The sequence below is a fragment of the Endozoicomonas sp. GU-1 genome, from assembly GCF_027366395.1.
In the GTDB taxonomy this organism is placed as follows: Bacteria; Pseudomonadota; Gammaproteobacteria; order Pseudomonadales; family Endozoicomonadaceae; genus Endozoicomonas.
The window spans coordinates 1,949,461-1,976,298 of sequence record NZ_CP114771.1 but is presented as its reverse complement, the minus strand read 5'-3'; the positions used below and the strand labels follow the sequence as shown (position 1 = coordinate 1,976,298).

12 protein-coding genes and 1 pseudogene are annotated in these 26,838 nt (G+C 47.3%); 7 read left to right on the top strand and 6 right to left on the bottom strand.

The genetic code is table 11. From position 1 onward, the window contains the following. Positions 1-92 precede the first annotated feature (92 nt). The 5 genes and pseudogenes from O3276_RS07925 (at position 93) to O3276_RS07905 (ending at position 10,485) form a co-directional block, all read left to right on the top strand. Positions 93-2,564 carry a hypothetical protein gene (locus O3276_RS07925; protein ID WP_269675146.1) on the top strand — a complete coding sequence of 824 codons (2,472 nt, stop codon included), beginning with the start codon at positions 93-95 and terminating at the stop codon, positions 2,562-2,564. Positions 2,565-3,583: 1,019 nt separating this feature from the next. After that, the gene (locus O3276_RS07920) at positions 3,584-4,879 is read left to right on the top strand and encodes a hypothetical protein (RefSeq protein ID WP_269675145.1); all 1,296 of its coding nucleotides are present in this window, start codon (positions 3,584-3,586) and stop codon (positions 4,877-4,879) included. A 536-nt stretch (positions 4,880-5,415) separates the two neighbouring features. Next, positions 5,416-6,771 (top strand): hypothetical protein, encoded by a 1,356-nt coding sequence (locus O3276_RS07915; protein WP_269675144.1) that lies wholly within the window; start codon positions 5,416-5,418, stop codon positions 6,769-6,771. A gap of 128 nt (positions 6,772-6,899) precedes the next feature. Beyond that, positions 6,900-7,070 (top strand): annotated as a pseudogene (locus tag O3276_RS07910) (aldehyde dehydrogenase family protein); the annotation flags it as partial. Between the two features lie 79 nt (positions 7,071-7,149). After that, a complete protein-coding gene (locus O3276_RS07905; protein WP_269675143.1) occupies positions 7,150-10,485 on the top strand; it encodes a hypothetical protein in 3,336 nt (1,111 codons plus the stop codon). A 181-nt stretch (positions 10,486-10,666) separates the two neighbouring features. Here O3276_RS07905 and O3276_RS07900 read toward each other — a convergent pair whose 3' ends face one another. The 6 genes from O3276_RS07900 to sodB form a co-directional block, all read right to left on the bottom strand. Further along, positions 10,667-11,959 (bottom strand): ankyrin repeat domain-containing protein, encoded by a 1,293-nt coding sequence (locus O3276_RS07900; protein ID WP_269675142.1) that lies wholly within the window; start codon positions 11,957-11,959, stop codon positions 10,667-10,669. Between the two features lie 77 nt (positions 11,960-12,036). Next, complete coding sequence (locus tag O3276_RS07895) at positions 12,037-13,221, bottom strand: ankyrin repeat domain-containing protein (protein ID WP_269675141.1); 1,185 nt, start codon at positions 13,219-13,221, stop codon at positions 12,037-12,039. Further along, a complete protein-coding gene (locus tag O3276_RS07890) occupies positions 13,218-14,249 on the bottom strand; it encodes an ankyrin repeat domain-containing protein (RefSeq protein ID WP_269675140.1) in 1,032 nt (343 codons plus the stop codon). Before O3276_RS07890 ends, O3276_RS07895 begins: the two co-directional genes overlap by 4 nt. A 138-nt stretch (positions 14,250-14,387) precedes the next feature. Next, a complete protein-coding gene (locus O3276_RS07885; protein WP_269675139.1) occupies positions 14,388-16,184 on the bottom strand; it encodes an ankyrin repeat domain-containing protein in 1,797 nt (598 codons plus the stop codon). A gap of 289 nt (positions 16,185-16,473) precedes the next feature. Continuing rightward, positions 16,474-16,848, bottom strand: coding sequence for a hypothetical protein (locus O3276_RS07880; RefSeq protein WP_269675138.1), 375 nt, complete (start codon positions 16,846-16,848; stop codon positions 16,474-16,476). Positions 16,849-17,527: 679 nt separating this feature from the next. Then, positions 17,528-18,109: a superoxide dismutase [Fe] gene (gene sodB, locus O3276_RS07875; protein WP_269675137.1), complete on the bottom strand. Its 582-nt coding sequence runs from the start codon at positions 18,107-18,109 to the stop codon at positions 17,528-17,530. A gap of 298 nt (positions 18,110-18,407) precedes the next feature. Here sodB and O3276_RS07870 point away from each other — a divergent pair, with 298 nt between their 5' ends. Continuing rightward, the gene (locus tag O3276_RS07870) at positions 18,408-19,214 is read left to right on the top strand and encodes a hypothetical protein (protein WP_269675136.1); all 807 of its coding nucleotides are present in this window, start codon (positions 18,408-18,410) and stop codon (positions 19,212-19,214) included. Between the two features lie 386 nt (positions 19,215-19,600). After that, positions 19,601-26,836, top strand: coding sequence for a hypothetical protein (locus tag O3276_RS07865; protein ID WP_269675135.1), 7,236 nt, complete (start codon positions 19,601-19,603; stop codon positions 26,834-26,836). Positions 26,837-26,838: the final 2 nt, after the last annotated feature.

The window sequence follows — 26,838 nt, the reverse complement described above, 5'->3', positions numbered from 1 at the left end:
CTCGGTCAGCCTCTTACAACAAGCTGTTATATCTATAGAGCTTAATTACAGAACTACACTAAGAGGGTCTAACTCGAACAAAGAACCGTCATATGGATCACCAAATTTCACCTGAATGCACTTACGCTGCCTCCGGTTCACATGAACCCCTGCTACCTGAACAACAGTCTGACGATCAAACGACCACTGCATTCTATTCGAAGCGGGCATTGAAGCGGAGTAATGAGGAATGTTGCGTAAGAAAAACAAGCAGCCTGCTCAATCTAAAAGAGATAAAAGATACTCTTCATGCAAGACTTTGCCAGCGCTCAACCAGTAACCAAATGGTATGTGGGGTACGAATACCGTCACCACGACCTCAGCAGAAAGATATATCCCCCCTGCCTGTAGATATATCTATTGAACCAGTAACGCTTAATGATCAGGCCGGAACAATAGGAAAATCCCGAATAACCAAAGACAAAAAATCACAGCCTGAAAAGGAACTGGAAATCGGCAGCCTGAAAATAATAGATAGCCTTGAGGCAATCATAAAAGGAGAAGGCATATGGGAAAAAATTACACATTCATTGATCAGATGCTGTGCTGACCTGGATCAAGGGGAAGAAGATAAAGAGTGGCTTGATTATATGAGTGTGAAAATTCGGGCGATTGATGAAAACCCCAAAAAATACTGGAACTATTGCCCAAGAGCATTGCGCTCCACTATCCAGGAGATAATCTACACAACGGTAAAGACATTTCATCGCTATAAAGGATCAATGCCATACGTAAATCCTGAGCATCTGAAAACTCTTAATAATGGGATACAGCAGATGTTAAAGAAATATTACCAAAAGTTTGGTGAAGAATTGTTCTGTCAGATTTTAGATCCTGACACATGCATGAAAAGAACCATGACTTATCCGTCGCAATACAGCGCCATACCTTGGTATCACTATGATATTATTCCCAAAACCCTGACCAGGCTACTCGCTCCAAGCTCAGCAACGCTAGCATACCTTCCTGTTTTATGGGCACTGAAAAACGAAGTAAAGACGATAGAAAAAATCCTTGGTTTTGACGCACAAGCCATACAGGAAATGGCCGCAAGAAAAGAACAACAACGGCTTCTTAAGTTGTTCACTCATCGTCCGCTGGGCGCACTCCTCTCGTCAGTCAACTCTATGGAAGGATTTACAAACTTTGGTAACACCTGCTTTGCCGCCGTTTCGACCTGGCAAATTCTGGTTTCACGCTATATCTATTTACTTGGAGCATCCTTACATCCACAGGCAATTGAGGGTGATACCGATACTGCGCTGGATCAAAATGAAAGGTATATATTCCCGGGTCCGGGAAAAAAAGCAATTCCACTGAAAAAACTCACGCCTGAAGTATGCCTGACATTGATCAAAAACGCGTCAGACATAAAAGCAAAAAAACTGCTTTTAACGGATGCGCTCAGAAAATGTCTGATCACTATGGAAAACCAGCATTTAAAAAAACAGTACTCGAAAATGCAAAAAACCTATGAGCTGTTGTTAACGTTATGCTCCGCTTGTGCTTCTGATAATATTTTCATGGGCTTTGAAAATTTCCATGAAAATTATGTAGGTTTTATAACTACCCGACTCCTGCAGCAGGCAGAAAACAGAAAAAACACAGAGAGTCTGTTCTCTCAAGAACTTGATCAGGATAATGAACTACCGGTTTTACCCCTGAACAAATTACCACCCCAGGATTCAGCCGAGTTTTTAGCACCACTATTAAAATTGGTTATCCCCGCAGAGCAATTGAAAAAGTGTGCATTCAGGGTTTTAACCGAACGGCGGATTATGAGGGACTCCGATATATTAATGATCACTGATGACCCACGGACAACTCCCGTGAACACCTCCGGAGTCTCTCAGATAGAAGATATAGTTCAACCTGACACGTTGATTTATTCCGTCTCGGTTTCTCCTGAGCAGGCTGAAAGAGATGATTTATCCATTCAAATGCTTCTGGATGATGCGCTTTCCCTGAAAGGTATACCTGACAATGAGCACCAGAAAATAACCATAAATTGTAATAATTTCAGACATGCAATCAATAACCTCCCGGATCCTCTTTCCAGGGCAAAAGAGACGGGCACAGGAGACCTCCTGTGGGATGTTCTTCAGGAGCGGCAGGTACTATTGGTGGAAGATGTTCCGGAGGTGATTACTGTTCAGCTAAAGATGCTCTCCGATCCATGTGACCGGGCAAAATTTGCGGAAAAATTAGCCCATGATGTCACTCAGGATTTTCAGTTAACCTGCAGAAAAGCCAGCCCTGACGCCTCTCTTCCGCCAGAAGACGTTATCCAAAGGTACAGGATTGTGGCCAAAGTGTTTTATGTTGAGGACAGAGATGTAAGAACACGTCACTACCGGTGTCTGATCAATGGCAGGGACCGATTACCAGAGAATGATGAACAACCGGTGATTGATCAAGTTGTTATGGATGATCAAAGGGTATTCATCGCACCGCAAAATCAGGAAGACTTATATCAGCTCGGTATTCTCTGTATGTTTACCGCTGAAAAAATCTGCTGTGGCTAAGTCGTTAACCAAATGAAATCGTATATTCTGACTAAGTGGGCAGCCACTCCCGGCAACTGCTCCTGCACTGTTCCAGCCCCTGCATCCATACAGTCGTTCGGCGTTACAACTCCTGTCACATAGCTAAGGCTATGCTCCCTTCATTTTGCCTTGCATAGCAACTGCCCACTTAGCCAGAAATATACGATTCCATTTGGCCAACTACTTTCTATTGAAGAACCGGGATAACAACAAAGTCCCTGTTGATACCCGCTAATCGGTCATGGACGTTTATACCAGCTGAACAACTGGTACTTACATTCATATAACGATGTCGCAGAACTGGATAAACATAAAGAGCGAAAGGTTTTTAAAACTGGGGGGACAAAGTCGTACAAGCTTTCTGACAGGTCAAAAAAAAACACATAATCTAATTTTCAACTATTCTTGAGCGTCATTAAGAACAATGATTAAGTATTTTAATCAGGCTGAGTTCCGGGTGATGAATGGACTGGATATAAATGGAACTTTATTGCTTACTTCACTGTTCTTAATGTAGACGACAGTATCAATCCGGAATAGCTTGTCAACAACATTAAAATCTAACTGCTTGTATTGAGGATGTAGATTATGTCAGTTTCATATCATTCGATATGTCAAACCGATAAACAATATTGTACAGTTTGTCTGAGCACTGTTATACCTTACAATTTGAGTGTTGAACCAAAAAACATTCACTCTTGGGAAGACAAAGATGTTTTTATCATAGCTAAATGCAAACACCTGATGCATATGGATTGTTTTCAGAATTGGCAAGAACACTGCAAGGATCTGTCAAAACGAGACCCGAGCCTTCCGTTAGTAACTTGTTGTCCTACCTGTAAAACGGAAGTTAGGAAGGAGCCGGAGAACAGGATGGTCCACAGTATTCTTTGTGTGGATCGCTGTGTTAAAGCCGAAACTCAGGACCCAAAACCTTCGTTTCTGGAAACATCTGTGCAAATCCCCCCCCCCAGAGTTTGGATGCCGTGAGGCCTTCTATGGACAAGGCGTTAAGTGCAAACAACTTTTCCGCAATGTGGCAACTGAAAAGCCGATACGGGATCACACTCAGTGCAGCTCAATTAAAAGAGCTTTTGTGGCAATCACTACCACCATCTTTCCATTTGTATGTAGCAGCCCCTGCCCATAATAAAATTCGAATCGCGCTGGATTTAATGACCCATGATGATGCCTCTAAATGGGTTGTCTGTGATTTTCTGAAGGAAGTACTGAAAAGAGACCAGTCGGAGACGGTGGTCGAGCTGCTGGTAGACTCAAAAATGCTTAGTGAAAACGCACTGAAAGAGACTTTTAATTACTTTATTTCAAAAGGCAGGTTTGATGATGCAAAAAAAATTAAAGAGCAATATGATGTCTCTATTAATAGTGCGAAATTGAAGGAAGAACTGGTTAAAGCTTATGAATCAGGAAAAAGTTCCTGGGATCTGAAACACATCTTGAGCCTGTACGACAAAGATAACATGCCTTGCATAGTGACCCTGCGTGACATTTTAAAAACCGTTGCGATGCAGCCGCAGGATTACTCCCCGGAACTTCTTGGTCAGAATCATAGCAATTTTTTTGACAATTATATGGGCTTTATCAACACGCTGCTGAGCCATGGTGTCAGGGAACAAATGGCTGTTGATGTCGTGATGACAAAAGCTGTCAGTACTCTTTCTCACAAAGGCTTAAAATGGGCTCACGAATTGAAGACCAGCTACCAGGCAAAGATGGATCCTGCGAAGCTCAGAGTGGCGATGGATAAGGCAGTAGATCTGGACAAACTTTTCCTGCTTGAACTGATAACCCCTTTGTTTGCCAATGGTAAAGACGCCGAGGCGGCGATTATCGGGTCTCTGGAAAGGCTGGCAAGCAAACCCGATCAGTATTTTGGTGATTATCGTGATGCAAAAAAAACCTTGAAAAAACAACTGGAAAAGTTCGATTGTTGGAGTCTGAAAGCTGTCAACACACTCATTAAAAGAGCTGTTGAGAACAATGATTTTTACTGGGCTGATGAGCTGAACAGAAAATATAATGCCTATCTGGACCCTGAGACACTTAAAAATCATATTCTGAAAGAGGCCGAATATGTAAAAAGAAGAGGATACACCCAACCTGATTATCTTGCCGATTTGATCGCCCCCTTACAATTAATCGAGCGTGATAATCCCGGTTTGCCCAATGCCATTCAAGCGGCTGTTGACCAAATATGTACAATGGAGAGTTTTCCCTTGCAGCAACGTGTCGTCAATGAGCTGATAAAATTCTCGGACAACCTCCCGGGTTAAATTTTGATATGTAATGGTTTAAAAATGGCAGGAATCATGAGCTGTTCCTGCCATACTTAAGTCCCATGTAATAGAAAACTAATATGTATTTTGAGGAAAATACCTTTTAGACTTGTGAATGCATTCTTGTCAACAGCATAGAAAACTGGCTTCAAAAACTGAGGATGTAGATTATGTCAGTTTCATATCTCTCGATATGTCATGCTAGAAAACACGAGTGTTCAGTTTGTCTGAACTCCATTACTGATTACCTGTATCCCGATGAAGTACCCAGCCACTCCTGGCGAAATAAATATGTATTTATATTATCGGGATGTAAGCACCTGATGCACGGGGAATGTGCTGACAACTGGGATAGTCATTGCCGGGATCTGTCTGATCGAGACCCGAGCCTGCCGTCCGTTCCCACTTGTCCTGCCTGTAAAGCGGTAATATCTGAGGGTGATCAGGCGAAAAACAGGCTGGATCGTAATTTTCCTCTGGATAGTAACAAAGCCGAAACCGAGGACCCAAAACCCTCGTTCCTGGAAACACCTGTGAATACTGCCCCCCTCACCCTGGATGCCGTGAGGGTGCTGATGGACGAGGCGGTAAGAAGAAATAACTTTCCCGCAATGTGGCAACTGAAAAGCCGATATGGAATCACACTCAGTGCCGCTCAATTTAAGGACGTTTTATGGCAGGCACTGCCACAAACTTTCCATGCGTTTGTAATACCCTCTGCTGAAAATAAAATTCGGATGGCGCTGGATTTAATGACCCATGATGATGCCTCTGAAAGGCTGGTTTCTGATTTTTTGCAGGAAGTATTGAAGAAAAAAGGCTGTCCTGGGGATGTGGTCAACCGACTGGCTGAATCAAAAATACTCAGTGAAAACGTGCAGAAAGAGGCGTTTGACTTTTTTGTTTCAATAGGCAGGTTCGATTATGCACAAGCCATGAAAGAGCAATATGGCATCTCTCTTGATAGTGTGCAATTAAAGGAACAACTGTTTAAAACTTATGAGGTCAAAAAACACTATCAGTTGCAACGTATCTTGAGTTTATACGATAAAGATAACCAGTCTTGCCAAGAGATCCTGCGTGAAGTTTTAAAAACGGTTGCGATGCAACCGCAGGATTACTCTCCGAAGCTTTTTGATCGGAGCTATGGCAATTTTTTTGACAATTATATGAGATTTATCAACACGCTGCTGAGTCACGGTGTCAGGGAGCAAACTGCCGTCGATGCCGCAATGACGAAAGCCGTCAGTACCCTTGGATCTCACGGTTTAGAGTGGGCGGGCCAGTTGAAGGCCAAATACCAGGCAGCGATAGATTCCGGGAAGCTCGAAGTGGCGATGGATAGAGCAGTAGATGAACGCCAGTTTTTTCTGCTTGAGCTGATCTTCCCCTTGTTTGCCAGTGATGACACTGACACGGCGAATGGCAGGCTTCTGGAAAAGCTGGCAAGCAAGCTTGATCCGCGTTTTTACTACATTTATCGTATGGCCAAAAATGCCTGTAAACAACGGCTGGCAAGCAGCGGTTGTACGAGCCAAAAGGCTATCGATACACTCATAAAAAAAGCGATTGAGAACAAAGATACTCCCTGGGCCAGTGAGCTGAACAGCAAATTCAACGCTTATTTGGACACAAGGATGTTTAACCATCATATTTTGGATCAGGTTGGTGATTTAAAAAGATGTAAACACACTGATCCTTGCTTTCTTGATGATTTGATCACCTCCTTACGCTTTGTCAAAACCGATAATCCCGATTTGCCCGGTACCATTGAAAGGATGGTTGAACGCATACGCAAGATGGAGAAATTTCCGTTGCAGCAAAATGTTGTCGATATGCTGAGGCGCTTTTTAGAAGACATTCAAACTTCATTGCTGGTAAACAATTAAAACACGGTATTTGCCACTGCTTCAGAGGCACGTTTGGTTTACTACTGAAGGGATCAAGAACTGATGGAAAATCAGGCAGGCTTTGCTCGGTTGATGACCCTTGAGCAGGCAAACCTCTGGTTGAATCGATGGCCGAGGCTCTGGAATGTGGCATGGTGGGTATTAATGAAGGCATTATTTCCACAGAGCTGGCACCTTTTGGTGGAGTTAAACAGTCTGGGTTTGGTCGGGAAGGTGGACAGGAAGGTCTGGAAGAGTACCTGGAAACCAAGTACCTCTGTTTTGGGGGGATTAATTAATATCCGGGTTAAGAAACGAAACTAAAACATAACTTTTTTGTCAATACTTTATTTAAACGATAAAGTACGGATCCGCCCTATGAATGGAATTGAATCTCCATTGCCCCCTTTCTATCCTCCTCCCGGGTTTAATCTGGAAAACGTCAAAAATGGTGGTTTTTTTTCCTGGGCATTCTGGAACACTCTCTATGCCATTGCTACCCCAGTCAAGACAACGTTTTATGTGGGCTCATTAGCATGGAATAAATTATCCAAAAAGCCTGTTTCCAGCCGTAACGTCAAGCCAGAGAGAGTAGATCTTCAGGTAAATCCGGGTCCGGCCAGGCAGGACCAAATCCAGACAAGGCAGGTTAGAGAAGTATCTGATGGGAAGCTGCGCTCTCAACAACCATTGCAAAAAAAGAAAATCGCGCAAGCTGGTCTTGATCACCAGCTTGAGCCCCCTTTGAAAAAACGTCGTATCCACACAGCTGATCCTGACCAGCAAAACCGCCTGACGATCATTCAAAATGCCGTGGCCAGGCTGGATACGCCTTTAAGGTCCAATTTTAAGAGAAAGATGGATCGGCTTCAGAAGGAGCTGTCACGCGTTGAAAATTCTGAATCCTCGCGGCCGGTCTTGCAAGAAGTTGTCAGAAGCCTGATTCATGATTGTATCTATCCTGGCAATCTATCGGTGTTGCAAGTACTGGCTGATGAGGGTGTGGGTGTGGTGAAAGAGCTCGGGTTCTATAAATTCGACCCAAGGGTTCCTCCATTGTTACTGAGGCAGGTGCTGGACAACAGTGACGATGAGGCTGTGATGGCGTTTCTGGACATAAATGCCGTAAGAATGATGTACATGGCTGATTCTACCAGTACGCAAACGGTGGAAAAATATTTAACTCACGCTGAGATCAAGGAGGCCGTTCACAGTTTTAACAACAGCCAAGAATTCTATAATAGCTATTTTCCATTAAGCAACAATCCCAATCTGCTATTTTCCCAGTGTGCTGCACACTATCTGATAACCGGACTTTTTGCGGTGTTGGGCAACACATTGAGCGACTCCCGGACTGAACAGGATATCAGTCAATCCATCATAACGGATCTCAACTCAGAACGTTTTATAGCAAATCTTTATCAGCTCGAGGTTAACGCTTCACGATATCAACCGCTGATCAAAGAAGAATTGCACCACATGGACGCCGCACAGCGAGAACGATTATTTTTGTGCACCTTTATTCTGGGTCAGAAGCAGATGTTCGGTCTGCTGAAGGAGACGTTGGCAGACTCCTGGCAGGCCATTCTCAATCAGAGATTTAATCAGGGAGCAAACATACTGCACGTTCTGGCTACAGCACTGCCTGACTATTGTGAAGGAGTACACTTTACCTTTCTCAACCGTTATGTGGTCGCCTATGATGACCTGTTCCAGTTGCTGCCCGCCAGAGATCTGGCGAATATGAAGGACGACAGTGGTGCTACTCCCTTGATGCGATTGTATCATCACCACCCGTATCAGGTATCTGACTTACCACTGATCTCACCGGACCAGAACCTTGTCAGAAGTCGGCGCAGTAGCCTGCTAAAGCTAACCTCCGGGGAGAGCCTTATTGACTGCATACAAAGCCTGATAGCATTTGGTCACCCAATGAGTGTCGCCTGGTTCAGTGAGTATCTGTACCTTTTTAAGCACCTCTACTACCAACGACCATCCTTGACATTCACTCCGACAGCCTTTCCCAGTGGTTCGCCTTTGCCCGAGAGATGCGAGAAGGCAAATTTCCACCACACTCTGGAATCAACGAACGATTTTTTTCAGCGTGTTATCAGCTTTTTGGCAAGTAACACCGATATTTTTTGGAATTTGCAAGCTGAGCTGGAATTAACAATGCTTGTACAGGACTCAGAGCTACCGATTGAATATCTTGCGCAAGTGATCAGAGTTATGATACCGGACATGCAGTACTGTCTCCTTGAGTATCTGACCAGAACACGGGCCGACAGGAAGTCAATGTTTATTAAACGGGGCAGTGCCGATACACCTGAGGAGTCTTACTATCCCTGGCATCTCATTGGTCTTGCACTCGGGGCTGACAGTATCCCAGCGCCCAGGGCGACTTGCAGCGCCGGCTTTTTGCGTGTAGTTGAAAATTTTGCTGCCAGGCATACGGAAAAAAACATTCCCAGGCTTCCTGAACCCTGGGAAAAACCGTTCTTTGCCAATAGCCACATAACGGTTTACGGGCGCAGCCTGGCTTTTCCCTGTGCAGCAACGCCAAACGGTTATCGGCGTTATAAGTTCCTGAAACAGTTGCCCGGTGGCAGAGAGCCCTGGGGAGATTTTATTCGAGAGCAACCACACCTTGAATTTTTTCGCCGGCATAAAGCGGAACTGGGACTGGAAAGTGCACTGCTTAAACCCATGGGAATCTTTCGCCTGACCGATGCCCTGAGTAAGTTGCAGCGGGCCGGTGTTCCTGAGTCAACCCTGGCAATGATTGCGTTTGAACCCGACAACTCCGCTTTTCTCCAGGTATTTGATGACGAAGAAAACAGCGCGCTCTATCACCATTATCCCTACGAGACAGAAGGTGTTGCTGGCCTCGGTGTTGAGGCATCACTCGCTGGGCTCGGACTGTTTGCCAGAGATGTCGGCCGCCTGTGGCGGCAAAACTTGCAGGCACCGGATGCATTATCCATGTTTCATGACACGGTTGAAGGCAGAGCCTGGTCACCGACCCCTTTTTTTAGCAAGCAGCGCTGTCCCGGCAACATGGGCGAGTGGCATCAGGATTATCCAAATATCGCACCAGCCCCCGTAGGAATGAGAGACTGGGCTGATATACGTTCCTTTAATGAACACACCATCGACCTTTTCGTTACCTGTCACGTTGATGTAACCAGTGCCGAGAGTCAGCAACTGCTCAGAATCTCTGAACTCGGGAAAACTTTTTACGGGCTGGCGATCAACTGGCTGAGAGTTCGCCACGACACTGGCCAGCTGGATTACACCAATTCAGAGCAGATGAATCAGTTGGCCGGGGAGTTGGTTGCAATTGCCGCAGACTTATTCGGCACCGCTTTTGGCATGCAACCGGAAGCAATGAAGGAGATAATTCACCAGAAACTACCGGCAGAAACACTGAGAAGGGCAGCACTTGAGTGTGGTTACTGGTGTGACCCTGACGTCCGCTATGTGCAGGATATCAGGAAAAAGCGCTTCCCCAGGTCAGTCTACCCCGATTGTACGCATAAAGACTTTATCAAGATGAACCTGATGCCGACTCCCAACAATCTTACCCGTAAGGGTATATGGCGTTCATCAGGCGCGAAATCGCCAAACCTCGGTGCGAACAGTGCGCCCCTCCCTCTGGTTCATCTGGATGCTTTGTTCTGGTTTGCCATACTGACAGGTTGGCGATATCGCTAGGAGGCTGACCGAGAATAGACTGCCCTACTGCGGTGGCAGCAAATTGGTCTAAAAAGTCGGAAATTTTTAGTAAATAGAACCACTATTCACTAAAAATTTCCGACTTTTTACCCTCAATTTTCTACCATCCTCGCTACGGGCGCTATTCTCGGTCAGCCTCCTGGTAATCTTTAACCATCGGTCAGGTTCTATTTTGCCCTAATAAACTAATCACTGTTTCATAGCCATAAACAGCTTTTTCTATATTGGCACCCCTGGAAATCAGTTTCTCGACAAACGAAAAGTAGGTTGAATCGGCTTTTGGTAGCATGGCAATATGGCATAAAGCGGTCATGCCCAGTGAGTCCTGAGCATTAACGTCGAGTTGAGGACAATTTAATAAAGATTCAATGACTGGTTTGTAGGGGTTGCAATCATCACCGGATTCATTCTCATCAAGATATTTACTGTAGCAATCAATGGCTATCTGAAGGGGTGTTTTATTTTCCAGACCAAGCGCATTAACATCTTGCTTTTTTATTAAAAAGTCGATAATCCATTGACTTCTTTGTTTAATGGCATAAATCAGTGGCGTTTCTCCACTAATACGCAGTTCATTGATATTGAAGTCTGCACGATTCGTCAATGCTTCCAGCAGTGCTTGTTCATTGTATTTGATAAGTGTCTTTAACAGGTTTTCTTGCAGGCTAATGCTTTGGAGTGTTTCTAACCTTAATTGTATCTGTTTGCGAAGCTGGCATCGCTCTGCAACTCTTGGGATTTCATGTGTGCTTTCATTTAGCCTGGAAATTAATGTAATTAACCGGTAAACGGACATACCAAAAACCTCATTTTTCAGAAGTGAGAGTTTCGGCGTATTATTTAAGCTCCACACATCAAATATCACCATGGCAAGTCGTGGTCCTTTGCTTAAGATACATGAGTAGAGTTCACAGTGTCTGATACTTTTATCGGGGTGAAAATATTTCGATAATATATTCAATATGTGGGTTGCATTGTAAACATCCAAATCATGATCCATTTTTAATAAACCGGTTAACAGAAATCTGAATGCTATTTTTTCATTATGAGTTATATCACGTCTATCGTTGTTCTTGGCAATAATGGATTCCATGAACTTCCCGATATCTGATAATGTTTTGAAGGGGCCTGTATCCCATAGGGCCATTTGTATATCTATTGAATAAATTTTGTTAATGTTTTTACAGAATTCCAGGGCATGGCTATTTAGTTTCTCAATAAAGTAATCGGTTTGAGCCAGAATTGGCAATACATGGATCAGTTCAATATTCCTCTGATTAATGGGAATGCTGTGATTATCTTCACTGAAGCGGTTAGGGCTTTGCTGGTAAATTTTCAGCATTTCATGTTTTAAATTAGGCGGCAGTGCGTTTCCGGTGCTTTCCTGAAAAACAACATTATGATCAGTGCTAAACAGGTAATTGGTAATATGATTGCTTTGCGGGATATTCATGACTGCTTCCTTACCGTGAAGCCTATAGAACTGAAAAAGGGCGCTAAATGTTCAATAACGGAGTTCCACCATTTCGCTCACTGTTGCGGGCAGGGCGATGGATTATCTACTGCCCCACTTTCAGCAAGGAGTTTTGCACAAGCGGTGTAGCCGTAATTGGTAGCCAGGGTGAGAGCCGTCGAGCCTGTGTTATTTTGCTCATTGATCTGTATACCTGGAGCAGCCAGTAACATCTTGACGATCTCTGTATTGCCACTGTTGGTAGCCTGATGCAGAGCAGTCCAGCCTTTGTTGGTCTTCGCATTGACCTCGATGCCGTCAGCATCCAGTAACAACCTGACAATCTCTGTGTCACCTCGATAGACAGCTAAGTGGAGAGCCGTCCAGCCATCGTTTTTCTGCTCATTGACCTTGATGCCGTCAGCTGCCAGTACCATTTTGATGATGTCTACACTGGCGAATCCAACAGCCAGGTGGAGAGCCGTCCAGCCTTTGTTATTCTTCTCATTGATCCCGCTGTCGTTAGCAGCCAGTAACACCTTGACGGTTTCTGCACTGGCGTATCTGATAGCCTGGTGCAGAGGCGTCCAGCCATCGTTAGTCTTCTCATTGACCTTGATGCCGTCAGCTTCCAGTAACCTCCTGACGACTTCTGTTTCATCGTCGTAGACCGCTAAATGGAGAGCCGTCCAGCCTTCGTCGTCTTTCTCATTGATCTTGATGCCGCCAGCAGCCAGTAACATCTTGACGTTCTCTGCATTGCCGTATGCGGCAGCTACGTGGAGAGCCGTCCAGTTTCCGTCATCCTTCTCATTGACATTGATGCCGTCAGCTTCCAGTAACGCCTTGATGGTTTCTGGACTGGCGAATTTGGCGGCAAAATGTAGAGCCGTCCAGCCAATGCAATTCTGCAGATTGACTTTGATGCCGTCAGCGGCCAGTAATGCCTTGACGGTTTTTGTGTGGCCACTCCAGGCAGCAAAGTGGAGAGCCGTTTCGCCGGAGGTATTCTCAACATTGACCTGGATCCCGGAAATGCCCAGTAATGCCTTGACGGTCTCTGTGTGGCCGCAGCAGGCAGCGATGCGAAGAGCCGTATGGTCATGGTAATCAGTGGCATTAACATCCACTCCCCTGGTTTCAATCAGCTTTTTAAGGCCTTTGGTATAGCCCCTGGCAGCGGCGCAATGCAGTGGTTTTATGTCTGCTTCATCGGTGGTATTGAGGTAACTGATGATGATCCTGCGAATGAAACTTGTCATAGGATTCTCTTTGTTACCAGTGCTCCATAAGGTATTAAGACCCGCTCCTTTCTCATCAGAATGCACTGTATCTCTACATTTTTCGTCAGGACAGCAATATACAAGGCTGCGTAAAGATCTTTCGCGCCCTTGCTAATCAATAGTTCAAGGCATTGCGTTTTCCCCCATCTGGAGGCTTCGCGCAATGCGCCGTCAAGGTCGTTTGCTCCCATGTTGATCAAGGTGGTAAGGCACTGGGTTTTTCCTTGCTCGGCGGCTTCGCTCAGGGCACCGTTAAGGTCGTTTGCTCCCATGTTGATCAGGGGCTCAAGGCACTGCGTTTGCCCCTGCCCGGCGGCTTCATTCAAGGCGTTATCAAGGGCGCGCTGGCTGGGTTGGGTGCTGTTCAGGTATTCAAGGAGTTCGGCATTGCCCTCCCGGACAGCGGTGTGCAGTACGTTATCGATATTCACGCCGGCCCCGGTCAGCAGCATTTGCAAGTCAATGGTCTGGCGCTGCCGGGTAGTGGTATTTTGCAGAGGTGTCTCACCATCGAGACCAACGGCATTGACATCAGCATGGCAGTCGACCAGGACCCGGACGCAATCTGTATGGCCGTAATTGATGGCGACAGCTATCGGGTGTTCAGGATGACCGGTGAGTGCCGAACGGTAAGTCCGGTTTGCCAAAGTCTCATCTTCGGCCAGCAGTATTTTCAGCGTTTCCAGATTCCCGGTACGACAGGCATTAAGCATCGGGGATTCACAATAGGGCGATTCGTCGCCAGGGACTTGGCTACCGTCCAGAGGAACCAATGGCAGCGCCGGTTGCATGCATTGACTGCATTGGCGTTCATCAAGCCTTTTTACTTTCTGCAGATCACTGTCCAGCCATTGGGTGATGCATTCCAGGTGGAAAACGTGAGACTCCGGGCAAGAGGCTTTGACCAGTAAATATCCGCCATATTGTCCTCTGATATGCCTGTCGTCGCCTATACAGTTCGAGCAATTAAAGGAAAAATCTGTGGTGTTGCCGCTGACGCTGTGCATGGCTGAAGCTTACTGTGTGATAAGGGTTGTGGTTAGGACAAACATCGGTAGAGAAAATTCCTTAAAACAGTATGTTGAACGAGACGTTTTTGATTAAGCTGTTTTAGCCGTTTAATGAATGATCCCGAATTTTATGGCTCATAGTAGATGACAGAACGGTGGATTAATGGCCCCATTTTCAACAAGAAGTTCCTTGGTGGCGGTGTGACCAAACCTTGTAGCCAGGCTCAGGGCCGTATCGCCATTTTTATCCATCTCATTGACCCGGATGCCGAAAGCGGGCAGTAACGCTTCGACGGACTCTGGGCAGCCGTATCTGGCAGCGAGGTGGAGAGCCGTCCCGCCATTGGTATTTGTTGCATTGACGTGGATACCCGGAGCCAGCTGTAACACTTTGACGGACTCTGGATGATTGTATCTGGCAGCGAGGTGGAGAGCCGTCCAGCCATCGTGATCTTTCTCATTAACCTCGATGCCGTCAGCGGCCAGTAACGCCATGACGGTCTCTGTGTGGCCATTCCAGGCTGCCATGTGGAGAGCCGTCCAGCCATTGTGATCTTTCCGATTAACCTTGATATCGCGAGCCGCCAGTAACGCCTTGACAGTCTCGGTGTGGCCTCGGCGGGCCGCTAAATGGAGAGCCGTCCAGCCATCTTTATTCCTGGCATTGGTATTGATGCCGTAAGCGGCCAGCAAGATGTTAACGATCTCTGTGTTGCCATTGCGGGCAGCCAGGTGAAGAGCCGTATAGCCGAGGCTATCAGTGCTATTGATATTCACTCCCCCGGTTTCAAGCAGCTTTTCCACGCATTTGCAATGCCCGTTGGCAACGGTGATATGCAACGGCGTTTGACCTTTTGCATCGGTGTCATTGATGTGTGTCGGGTCGCTCAGGAGATTGAAAAATTCCCAGGAACCTTGTCTGGCAGCAGTGTGCAGTACGGTAGCAATATTTGCTCCTTGTTGGGTCAGAACAACCTGGCCCGCGATGTTTTCCGTCAGAACAGCAATGTACAGTGCACCGTTAAGGTCGTTTGCTCCCTCTGTGATCAGAATATCAATGCACTGTGTATGCCCCCGCTCAGCGGCAGCGTAAAGGGCACCGTTAAGGTCGTTCGCTCCCGCAAAGATCAGGATGAAAAGGCACAGCGCCTGCCCCCGTTCGGCAGCATCGCGCAGGGCGGTATTAAGGGCGGGTTGGCTGGGTTTGGTGCTGATCAGGTATCGAAGGAGTGGAACATTGCCCTCCCGGACAGCGGTGCGAAGTACGTTATTGATATTCGCACCGGCCCTGATCAGCATGTCGACGACCTCGGAGCGGCCCTTCCGGATGGCGATACGCAGGGGCGTCTCACCATTGTGACCAGCGGCATTGACATCGGCACCGGCCCTGATCAACATGTCGACAACCTCGGAGCCGCTCTTTCGGATGGCGATACGCAGGGGCGTCTCAGCATCGTGACCAGCGGCATTGACATCGGCACCGCAGTCGATCAGAGCCCGGGCACAATGATAATGGCCGTAATTGATGGCGACAACTAACAGGTGTTCAGAATGACCGGTGAGCACCGAACGGTAAGTCCGGTTTGCCAGGGTCTCGTCTTCGCGCAGCAACATCTTCAGTGTTACCAGGTCTCCGGTACGGCAGACATTAAACATCACTGACTCACAATAAGCTGATTCGTTGTCAATGACGTTGCTCCTGTCCAAAAGAAGCAATGGCAGTGCCGGTTGCATGCATTGACTGCATTGGCGTTGATCAAGTCTTTTTATCTTCTGCTGATTACTTTCAAGCCATTCGGTGATGCACTTCAGGTGGAAAACGTGGGATGCCGGGCAAGAGGTTTTGACCAGTGAATTCCCACCAGTTTGGCCTCCGATATGGCCGTCGTAGAAACAAATAGGACAATTAAATGCGAAACCTGCCGCGTTCATTGCTTTGCCTGCTTTGTGACTCAATTGTGGGTAGGACAAAAATCAGCAGAGAAAATTCCATAAAACAAAACCTGGAATAAGACGATTGTTGTTCAAATCCCTAAGTCAGGCACAAGCCTGACCGTTTTGCACCGGGCAAAGAAGGTTGTTCACCAGAATTCAATGGATGGCAACCACAAACATCTGGCAGCTATTAAAAGCCATTATCCATGAAGGCTTCCGAGAATAGACTGCCCTATGCGGTAATTGCTCCTATCCCAAAGTGAGTGGAATTGCGCCCCGGTTTTGTTCAATGCTTCGGTTGGTCAGTAACAGGAATACTGTTGGATTTTTTGCTGACAGGCTCTTCTGATCCAGAGAGTATAATTTTAAGATCTTTACAATGTTTATCGTTATAATCATTTTGGCAGAGCGTATTAATGGCTGCGCCAAGAAGACATCCAGCACCGCTAAAAGCGACTACAGAATGCCCCAGGAAACAACCCGCAGCACAGCCCAGTAAACATCCCGTGTCGCTGTAATCAGTATTTCTTATCGACCAGGGTTTACTGCATTCTGTTTGTGTAAAATTTGTCGTCTGCATATTACTTATCCCAATACTCTTGCGAACCGTAAAAATAGATGAAATATTCACTAAATCCGTTTTGCAGGTCTTCAGATTCATTGAGGTTAGTACAGAGTTTGCTCTGCGCCAGCTTGCTAAGTAGTTGGCCAAATGGAATCGTATATTTCTGGCTAAGTGGGCAGTTGCTATGCAAGGCGCAACGTAGGGAGCATAGCCGTAGCTATGTGACCGGAGTTGCAACGCCGCAGAGTGACTGAGAACTTAGTCAGAAATATATGATTTCATTTGGTTAACTACTTATCTATTTTTATCCAAACCTGCAAAGCCAAGGTCGCTCTGCTCTTAATGCGTAGGCTATGGATGGAAATACAGGCTCCTGGCAGCATTCTCAGGTTGGCCAGATTCCCGTTACGGCAGCATTGAAAATCAGGGTTTCACAATTAAGGTGATTCGTCGTCAAGGGCCAGGAGGAAGATTGCCGGGAACAGAGTGTTTCTGGTTACCGTGTAATGAAGGCGCTTCAGTGATGAAAAGTCCGGGGATATAGTCTGAGCCAGTGCCACGACCTTGCTTTTCCCGAGTGGAATATTTTCTTTCCGATCTGGAATTAAGGGAAGTTGCTATTATCTCTTTTTAGTATTTTAGATACCGCCTGATAAGCGTTCTTAATCAGGCGGTATAGACTCCTGCCTTGGAAATATTTCCTAACTCAACAGGTTTATTTGCCAATTGGTCAGGTTTGTTTCCCAACTTAATTGGCTATCGGACAGTTGACTGATCAAGCCCCAAAGTTAGCCGCAACAAATTCCCAGTTCACCAGGGCCCAGAAGCCTTTCAGGTAGTCTGGGCGCACGTTACGGTAGTCGATGTAGTAAGCGTGCTCCCACAGGTCGCAGGTCAGCAGAGGCTTCTGGTCGCCAGTGATTGGTGTGCCGGCGTTGCTGGTGTTGACGATTTCCAGGGAACCGTCGGTGTTTTTTACCAGCCAGGTCCAGGAGGAACCAAAGTTGTTAACGGCCATGTCAGAGAATTTGGCAACAAACTCATCATAAGAGCCAAAAGCATTGTCGATAGCTGCTGCCAGTTCACCGGAAGGCTTGTCGCCGCCATTGGGGCTCAGGCAGTTCCAGTAGAAGGTGTGGTTCCATACCTGGGCAGCGTTGTTGAAGATGCCACCTTCAGACGTTTTGATGATCTCTTCCAGGCTCTTGTTTTCCAGCTCGGTGCCTTCAACCAGACCGTTCAGTTTGACAACGTAAGTGTTGTGATGTTTGCCGTAATGGTAATCCAGAGTTTCCTTGGAGATATGTGGTTCAAGGGCATTGCGCTCGTAGGGCAGCTCAGGCAGTTGAAAAGCCATTTGTGTTCTCCCGCTGTGGTTGGAATAGTATTGGTTTCGTTCAGAGACCTGATTTTTCGCAAAGCGATAGTAGCATCGTGGCTACTACGAATCCATGTGGAATGTATCTTGAGGTTTGCCGCAGAAATTTCAAGTCCAACGCACTCCTTTACGTTGAATAAAAAGGTTGGGGGCAGGATTTCTTTCTTCTACAATAGTCCCTCATTTTTTCAGAACAGCCAGGAGCCGGGAACACCGTTTCGTCCGAGTCTAAAAAAATACACAAATTGATCGGTGTTTTTGATGGAAAGCAGTGAGTATGCAAGAGGATAACAAGATTTATCAGTCAAACCAGGACTTATCCATAACCGCTGACCAGCGTCCTTCCAGGCACCGTTCCACTGGCTCCGGGCCAAAAAGTTTCAGTAAATCCGCAGCCAACGGTAAAAGCAGCGGTTCGGGCTATCTGGTCTCGGGTGTTCTGTTTGTGCTTCTGGCCGGTGTTACTGCTGGCGGTTACTGGCAGGTGACTGAGCTGCACAAGGCCCTGAAGGAGACCCGGCAGGAGCTGCAGGCAACCCGGGATCAACTGGGCCTGGTGACCGGGCAGGTTTCTCAAACCGGTGAGTCCATTAACCAGAGTGACTCCATCTTCCGCTCAGAGCTTAAAGAAGTGAACTCTGAAATTCGTAAGCTTTGGGATGTTGCTAACAAAAGAAACCGTCAGTGGATTAATGAGAATAAAGATAAAATTGACCAGGGGGCGAAGAAAGTAGACCTTGCGGTCAAACAGTTTGATGCGGCTAAAAAGTCCTCTGAGCAGGCGGTCTCAAAGCTGAATGAGCTGGACCAGGTCATTAAGGCAGTGACCACTGAACAGCTGGTAGCCAATTCGGATATGGTTAGCCGTGTTGAAGCACTGAAAGCTGAAATTGATGGTTTAAAGAGTGCTTTATCTGCACAGCAGAGTGTCGAGCAGCAAATAAAAGCCTCTGCGCAAACCCAGGATGAACTCAGTAAAAAGCTGGGTGCTTTCCAGAGCCAGGTCTCTCTGCGGCTGCAACAGCTGGAAAACACCCTGCGGGATCTTGGGAATCCGAAAGAGAAGGGGCTGACAGTTCAGTAGCGGTTAGCTACTTTTAATGCTCTGGAAAGGAAACGGGCGGTGAGCATGAACTATTTTGGTTTATTCGTCAGGCTGCCGACCACCACAGGACTGCATGGAGGCAGGTACCTGGGCAGTCTATTTTCAGACTAGTCAAAAAAATGTACTGAATGAATTTTTAAAAGGTGGTTGTTTGAGAATTTAAAAAAAACTGTTCAATCTGTTCGGTTTTATTGATAACTGTTCTGAGTTTTCATTTAAAGACTAAATAAGCCCTTCTATTCTGCTAGCCTGAAATTAAATAAGTGTAATCATGGATTAATCAGACTCCGGCAACCGGATCTGATGATGTTTTTTCAACTGATTGCCTGCTGATAGTTAAGGACAACAAACAGTCAGGACAGGTTATGAGTAATGTCAATGGGCCAAGAGGAACCAGCTTTTCAACACCGCCAGAACTCCTCCGGGGTGATCATCAGGAAACTGCTAAGAAAAAAGATGATATAAGCCCTAAACCCCCTAAACCCGCTAGATATATCGAGCCTGCCTGGAGACCTCAAGATCATCCAAGCACACCATTTCGTGCCAGAAGTATTCGCACGGTTCCTGTTCTTGATATAAAAATCAGGGGATTGTTAAAGTCTGATCATTTTCGGGATGTGGAAACAGCACTGAACAGTGGTGGTGATATAAAGGCTGAAGGTCGAAATCTACAGTCAGACCGGGATGAAGTTAAGAACATATTAATAGATATTCAAACCAAATCAGCAAAAAAAGAAGTAGATCTGGATGCTGATTTCTCAGTAAAGCTGAAAAACCACCTGAACGATCTTAAAAGAGTTGATCTAAGCAGCCCAAAAGAGCTTGCACAAATCATTGTTTCATCAATGGATGATATCCGGGATTGGCATTTTAACGCAGGCTACGACAAAACGTTAATCACAGGTAAACAACTGATTGATTCGGAAGGAAAGCTTAGAGATATACTCAGCAATTACAGTGTTGGAGAGCCGGGTGTAACAAAGCAAGAAATTATAGCTCCAGCCAGGGGTGAGGTATCAGGTGATGAGTCGCACCCTGTGACTCCAGCTTCAGCGAATGGCCAGACAACATCAGCCGTGCGCAGCGGCACCGTGGCCAGGCCCGATGGTAAGAAAACACCGGCCGTAATCAGTGACGATGCCTTGATCGCGACAAATGGGCATGAAGTGCCGACGGTGACCAATAAGGCCAAAGAAGAAGGTGGGAAATCAGGTTATAGGTCTGACGTAACTTCTTCTGTATCTCCAATTGATCAAAGAACTGAAACCAGTCCAACGTCCTCAGCGCGGCAAGCGTCCACTTCAGGCACTCAAACCTCACCGGTTTCAGATTCATCCGGGCCGATGCCTGAAGGTACTGGAAAAAGTCCGGCTGTGAATGCAACCGGGAAATCAGGTGATGGTCCTGACGTTGCTCCTCTCTTATCTCCCGTTGACCAGGGAACTGCAACCAGTCCAATCTCCGAAGCGCGGCGTACGTCCACTACAGGCACTCAGACTTTACCGGTTCCTGATCGCTCACCCGGTTCAATGCCTAAAGGGACTGGAACCAGTCCGGTTGGGGATGAAGCTGTAAAATCAGGCGATGGTTCTGACGTTACCTCTCTTTTACCCCCAATTGACCAGGAAATTAAAACCAGTCCTGCGTCCGAAGCACCGGGGGGTTTCATTACAGGCAGTCAGACCACATCGGTTCCTGATTCGCTCAAGCCAATGCCTGAAGGGACTGAAAACAGTCCGGTTGTGGATGAAGCTAAAGGACCAGGTGATGATACTGACGGTACTTCTCCAGCATCTTTAGTTGATCAAGGAACTGAAACCAGTCCAGAAACACTCGTGGCATCCAGTACAGGCAGTCAGACCTCATCGGTTACTGATTCACCCAGGTCGATGCCTGAAGAGACTGTAAAAAGTCTGGTTGGGGATAAAGCTGGAAAATCAGACGATGGTTCTGACGTTGCCTCTCTTTTATCTCCAGTTGACCAGGGAATTAAAACCAGTCCAGCGTCCGAAGCACCGGGGGCCTTCATTCCAGGCAGTGAGACCACATCGGTTCCTGATTCGCTCAAGCCAATGCCTGAAGGGACTGAAACAAGTCTGGTTGGGGATGATGCCAGGAAATCAGGTGATGGTTCTGACGTTGCCTCTTTTTTATCTCCAGTTGACCAGGGGACTGGAACCAATCCAATATCCTTAGCGCGGCGTGCGTCCACTTCAGGCACTCAGACCTTCCCGGTTCCTGATGGTTTACCAGGGGCAATACGTGAAGGGACTGAAAACAGTCCGGTTGTGGATGAAGCTAAAGGACAAGGTGATGATACTGATGCTGCTTCTCCAGCATCTTTACTTAATCAAGGAACTGAAACCAGTCCAGAAACACTCGGGGCGTCCAGTACAGGCAGTCAGACCTCATCGGTTACTGATTCACCCAGGTCGATGCCTGAAGAGACTGGAAAAAGTCTGGTTGGGGATAAAGCTGGAAAATCAGACGAGGGTTCTGACGTTGCCTCTCTTTTATCTCCAGTTGACCAGGGAATTAAAACCAGTCCAGCGTCCGAAGCACCGGGGGCGTTCATTACAGGCAGTCAGACCTCATCGGTTCCTGATTCGCTCAAGCCAATGCCTGAAGGGACTGGAACAAGTCCGGTTGAGGATGAAGCCAAGAAATCAGGTGAGAGTTCTGACGTTGCTTCTCTTTCATCTTCAGTGGACCAGACGACTAAAACCAGTCCAACATCCTTAGCGCGGCGTGCGTCCACTACAGGCACTCAGACCTTCCCGGTTCCTGATGGCTCGTCCGGGCCGATGCCTGAAGGGACTGGAAACCGTACAGTTGAGGATGAAGCTAAAGGACCAGATGATGGTTCTGACACTACTCCTCCAGCATCTTCAGTTGATCAAGGAACTGAAACCAGTCCAGAAACACTCGGGGCGTCCAGTACAGGCAGTCAGACCTCATCGGTTTCTGAGTCAATCAGGCCCATGCCTGAAGAGATTGAAGCCGGACAGGGTGAAGCTGGCGAGTCAGGTGATGGTTTGCGCTCTGTTACGCCTCTTTCCTCTCTAGTTGACACAGGAACTGTGACGGGTCCAACGACCGAGGCAAAAGGAGAAGACGACGAAAACAGTCCTACCCAACAGTTTGCTGATGCCTCAACCAATGCGATACCCGATACCACCAGTCGTGGAAGCGGCACAACACCCGCAGCGAAAGTAGAAGACGACGAAGACAGTACACCTCAACAGCTTGCTGATGCCCCTATCAATGGGATACCCGAGACCAACAGTCGTGAAACCAGTCCGGAGCTTGCAGCTTCAGAGATGACCGCTACCGGTAGTCAGACCTCACCGACTACTGATGACTCAATCAGTAAGATGCCTGAAGAGGTGGGCGTCAGGCAAAGTCCGGTTGGGGGTGAAGCTGAGGAATCAGTGGGTGGGTCGCGCCCTGTTACCCCTCCTTCCTCGCCAGTGGACACAGAAACCGGAACCGGCCCAATACCCGTAGCGAATGGGGAAGACGGCAAAAACAGTCCACCGAGTCAGTTTGTTGATGCCTCAACCAATGCGAAACCCGAAACCACCAGTCGCGGAACCAGTCCGATTTCCAGGGGAATTGATGTCTCAACCAGACAGACTCCTGAGGGTGCTGAAGACAACAAAGATACAGTCAAGAATGAAGCTGAGAAATCAGGTGTTACTGCTCCTCCATCTGCAGTTGACAAAGGGGTTGAAACGAGTCCGAAGCTTGCAGCTTCAGAGGTGACCGCTATCGGTAGTCAGACCTCACCGGCTACTGATGACTCAATCAGTAAGATGCCTGAAGAGATGGGCGTCAGACAAAGTCCGGTCGGGGGTGAAGCTGAGGAATCAGTGGGTGGGTCGCGCCCTGTTACCCCTCCTCCCTCATCAGTGGACAAAGAAACTGGAACCGACCCAATACCCGTAGCGGAAGGGGAAGACGACGAAAACAGTCCACCCCTACAGTTTGCTGATGCCTCAACCAATGCGAAAACCGAGACCGCCAGTCGTGAAACCAGTCCGATGTCTGAGACTATTGACGACAAAAGTAGTCTAATGGCAGCGGCCTCAGGAGTGAACGGTGACAACACACCAGCACCCGTATCATCAGAGCATACTGACAGAAATGATCAAGCAGTTACTGTAGATCCAACCAGTAACACTTCTGAGGTGGCTGAAGAAAGCAACAGTCGTGCACCAGCAGAACGTCCAGAGGCGACTTCGCCAACTGCACCGGATCTGGAGCCCGGGGAATTGGAGCAGTATTTAAACACTGTTCCCGTTAACCAGGAAGCGGTTCAACTTTCCGGGGTTCATCAGAACACGGTTGCCCTGCAACAAGCGGTAAACAGTATGGCCGCTAAAGTGGAGCAGTTTAATAACTGGAAGGATGCAGAGATAGCAAAGAAAGAGATTACCTGGCTGGAGGGAGAGGATAGAAAGCTTGAGCCAAGTCATACCCGTTTGCGAAATGCGATTGCCGGGCAAATTCAAACCTTGGGGAAAGATATAGATCAGACCGTTAAGGATTTTAATCATAAATATGGCAATCGCCCTAAAGAGTGTAAAGCACTTGAAGATAGAGCGAGCAGTATCAAAAAAAGTCTGCAGCAGCAAAAAGACAGTATTGATCAATCAAACCGGGCAATAACGGGACCAGCAGTCCAAAAGTGGCTTGCAGATCTGGATAAGACCAGCACTAACTATCCCAATACTAATGACTATATGGAGAAGGTGTTACCAGACCTGGCCAGTGTATTTGCATCTAATAATGGAGAAGCGTGCAGCTACCTGGCGGGTCAAACCATTGATCGGGTATCCAGGGAGTTAGTCAGAAGATGTAACGCAGAGGTCGCTAAAGTTCCCGGTGGTGAAGAGCGTCATTTGCAGCTGCAGAAGCTTTATATGCAGTATGCCCAGAGGTTACAGCAGCTCGACCCACAGAGAATTCCCGCCCGTGTTCATCAGGGAAAATTGAGTATCAGAGGTGAGCAATTTGCCTCAGAAGCTATCCGGCAACAGGAGGCAGAACTGGGTAAGGTATTTGGTGACCCGCAAACCGACGCTGAGGTTTCAGATACAAGTACGTCAGCCGGTGAAAAACAGGCCGCCAGGCTGATCGAGGATGCCCGCATCAGGCCGAGGTTGCTGGCGCTGTTGAACAGCCTGAAGCCAGTGCAGGAAGGCATTACCAATACCGCTGTGGAAAAGGCAGAGGACCTGGATGCCGCATTGACAAAAGGGTTGCTGGATATTCGCGATCAATTCAACCTGCATCCTATGCCGGGTAAGTTCGCTGTTCTGCAAGCCTGCCAGAGTGATCTGAAAAAGCCCAATTCCAAACTGGCTGCTGAGTCAGTTAATCAGCACAACGGTAAATTAACTGCAAAAGATGGTCAGCCCAGATATAAAAAACTGGAAGAACGTTGTGATGGTTTACTGAAAAAGCTGGACAATGCCCGGGATTTTCCGGAAACAACCGGCCAGAAACTGGCGTTTATGGAGGCATTTCACCAGAAAAGCATCTTCGATTATGAAGCCTTAAAAGATGGTGCAGCGACCACGGAAGGATCTTTTACGGTCACCAGGCTTGGCAGAGGTAAAGGCCCTCTGAGTGAGTTTTTTGCTGGCGTACCCAATGCCAACTATCGAAAAGCGGATGAAGGGGCAGAAAGTATAGCGATCGATGGCGGCAAACCGGAAGGCATTATCTTTGAAAAAAACCGGGCTGGCGACTGGCATGGCATGCTGGGCACCAAACATTATACATTACACCCCCGCTTTCTCTACGAGTACCCGAAAAGCAATATTCCCTTTGCCGACAACTGGTTGCCAGTGAGAGCAGATGATGGCAAGCCAGCCATTCTGGTTTTGCAGACTACGGCACAGGAGCCCCGGTATTTCCTGTATGAGCCGGATGGCAAAGGAGAGTTAAAGCCCAAATCTATAGATGCTACCAGTGACGATGAATTGGTCGATGCCGAGTTTTTGCTGCGGGCAGCAAAAGGCCCTGGTCAGGCCTTCTTCAATAACAAGCCAGATGAGGTTGACAAGGCCAAAGCCAGTGCGCTCAGAGGTGGCGTACAGTCGGTCCGCGACAAGTGGAATAAAACAAAGAATGCGCAGAAAAAGCTGGCTTCGTTATATCACCAAACCCGCATTGACGTGAAAAAACGATCCAGTGATGGAGCTCTACAGAAATTGATTGGTACCCAGGATCAAAGCGAGCTTCTGGCGGGTCGGAAGGTAAGGAAGAGTCAATACACTGATCTTCAGAATGAAAAAGAAAATAAAAAGAAGGTAGGGACTCATCTGGAAAATGCCAGCTTGAAATCAGCGGATCAGCGCTATCAAAACCTCTCGCCAGATACCAGTTTTGATCAGGTTGGCAAAGGCTATTATGAGCAGTGCCGGAAGAAATTTGGCAATAATGAGCTGATTGAACTTGGTGAGAAAAACCTCAAGGTGTTCAAAGCGGGTGCTTTTCATAACATGTCGGTATTTGCCGGTTGTGAAATTAAACCGGATGCACCGGAATGGTCAAAGGGCTCAATCCAGCAGGTTGCATCGAATTTTGACAAGGTGGTCAAAGTGAATCGGGACCGGCAGCTGCGGTTGAGCGAGGGCGTGGACTATCTGACCAGAAAGCTGGGTACTGCTATTAGAGATAAAAATAACGATAAAGAGCTGGATTTTTACCGGGATGATGAACTGGTCGATTTTGCGATTAATCAGTTTAAGAACGGGCATCTGCCTGAGTCGGTCGGGGTAAATCGTGGCACATTCTGTGATGACCTGGTACAACTGATGCTGGTGAAGAATGAGCGCGATTTCTGTCGCAGCATGGGGCGGCGTATGGACGCTCTGAAAGACAAACTGGCGGTGGTCAGGAGTGAGCGCTTTGGCAGTCAGCAGATGCCCGATGATGAGTTTAAAGGTGCCTGTCAGGCATTGAATCTGGATATGGCGCTACTGGCTGGTGCGCAGAAAGAAGCCAGTGAACGAATCGAGTCTCACTACCGTCGTGGTCTGGATGAACAAAGCCGGGCCATGATTGCATTTGAGCAAGGCGGGCTGGTCCTGCGTGGCGATCAGCCAAAGATGGCTGAAAAAGCATTTAAATTTGTGCAGAAAATGGAGAAAGGCAGGGCGTCAAAAGGTAATACATTGGTGTTCCAGCTGGGTACCGGTTACGGTAAAAGTAAAACAATTATTCCTCTGGTTGCTGATCAGGCCTGCAGGAAAGATCATCCTGTTCGGATCATTGCGCCAGCCAATAACCAGGCTGAACTGGACCACTCCCTGACAGGTTATTTTGCTGATTCCGGCGTAACCTACCGCAGACTGGATCTGTTTAAAGATTTTGTGCCCAACTCCGGAACTCCCGAGAAATGGTGGTCACCGGCGGTGTTGGAGGATATTAAAGCGCAGGTGAGTGCGAAAGCGCCGCTGGGTATCTCCACAAAGGATGTCCTGCTATTAATGACGCTCAGGGACCGACTGAAAACCATTGATGCGGCAGACTACCAGGCTCACTGTAAAGAAACCCCGGCTACGTTGCAAAAGAGATTCGCTTATTAGAC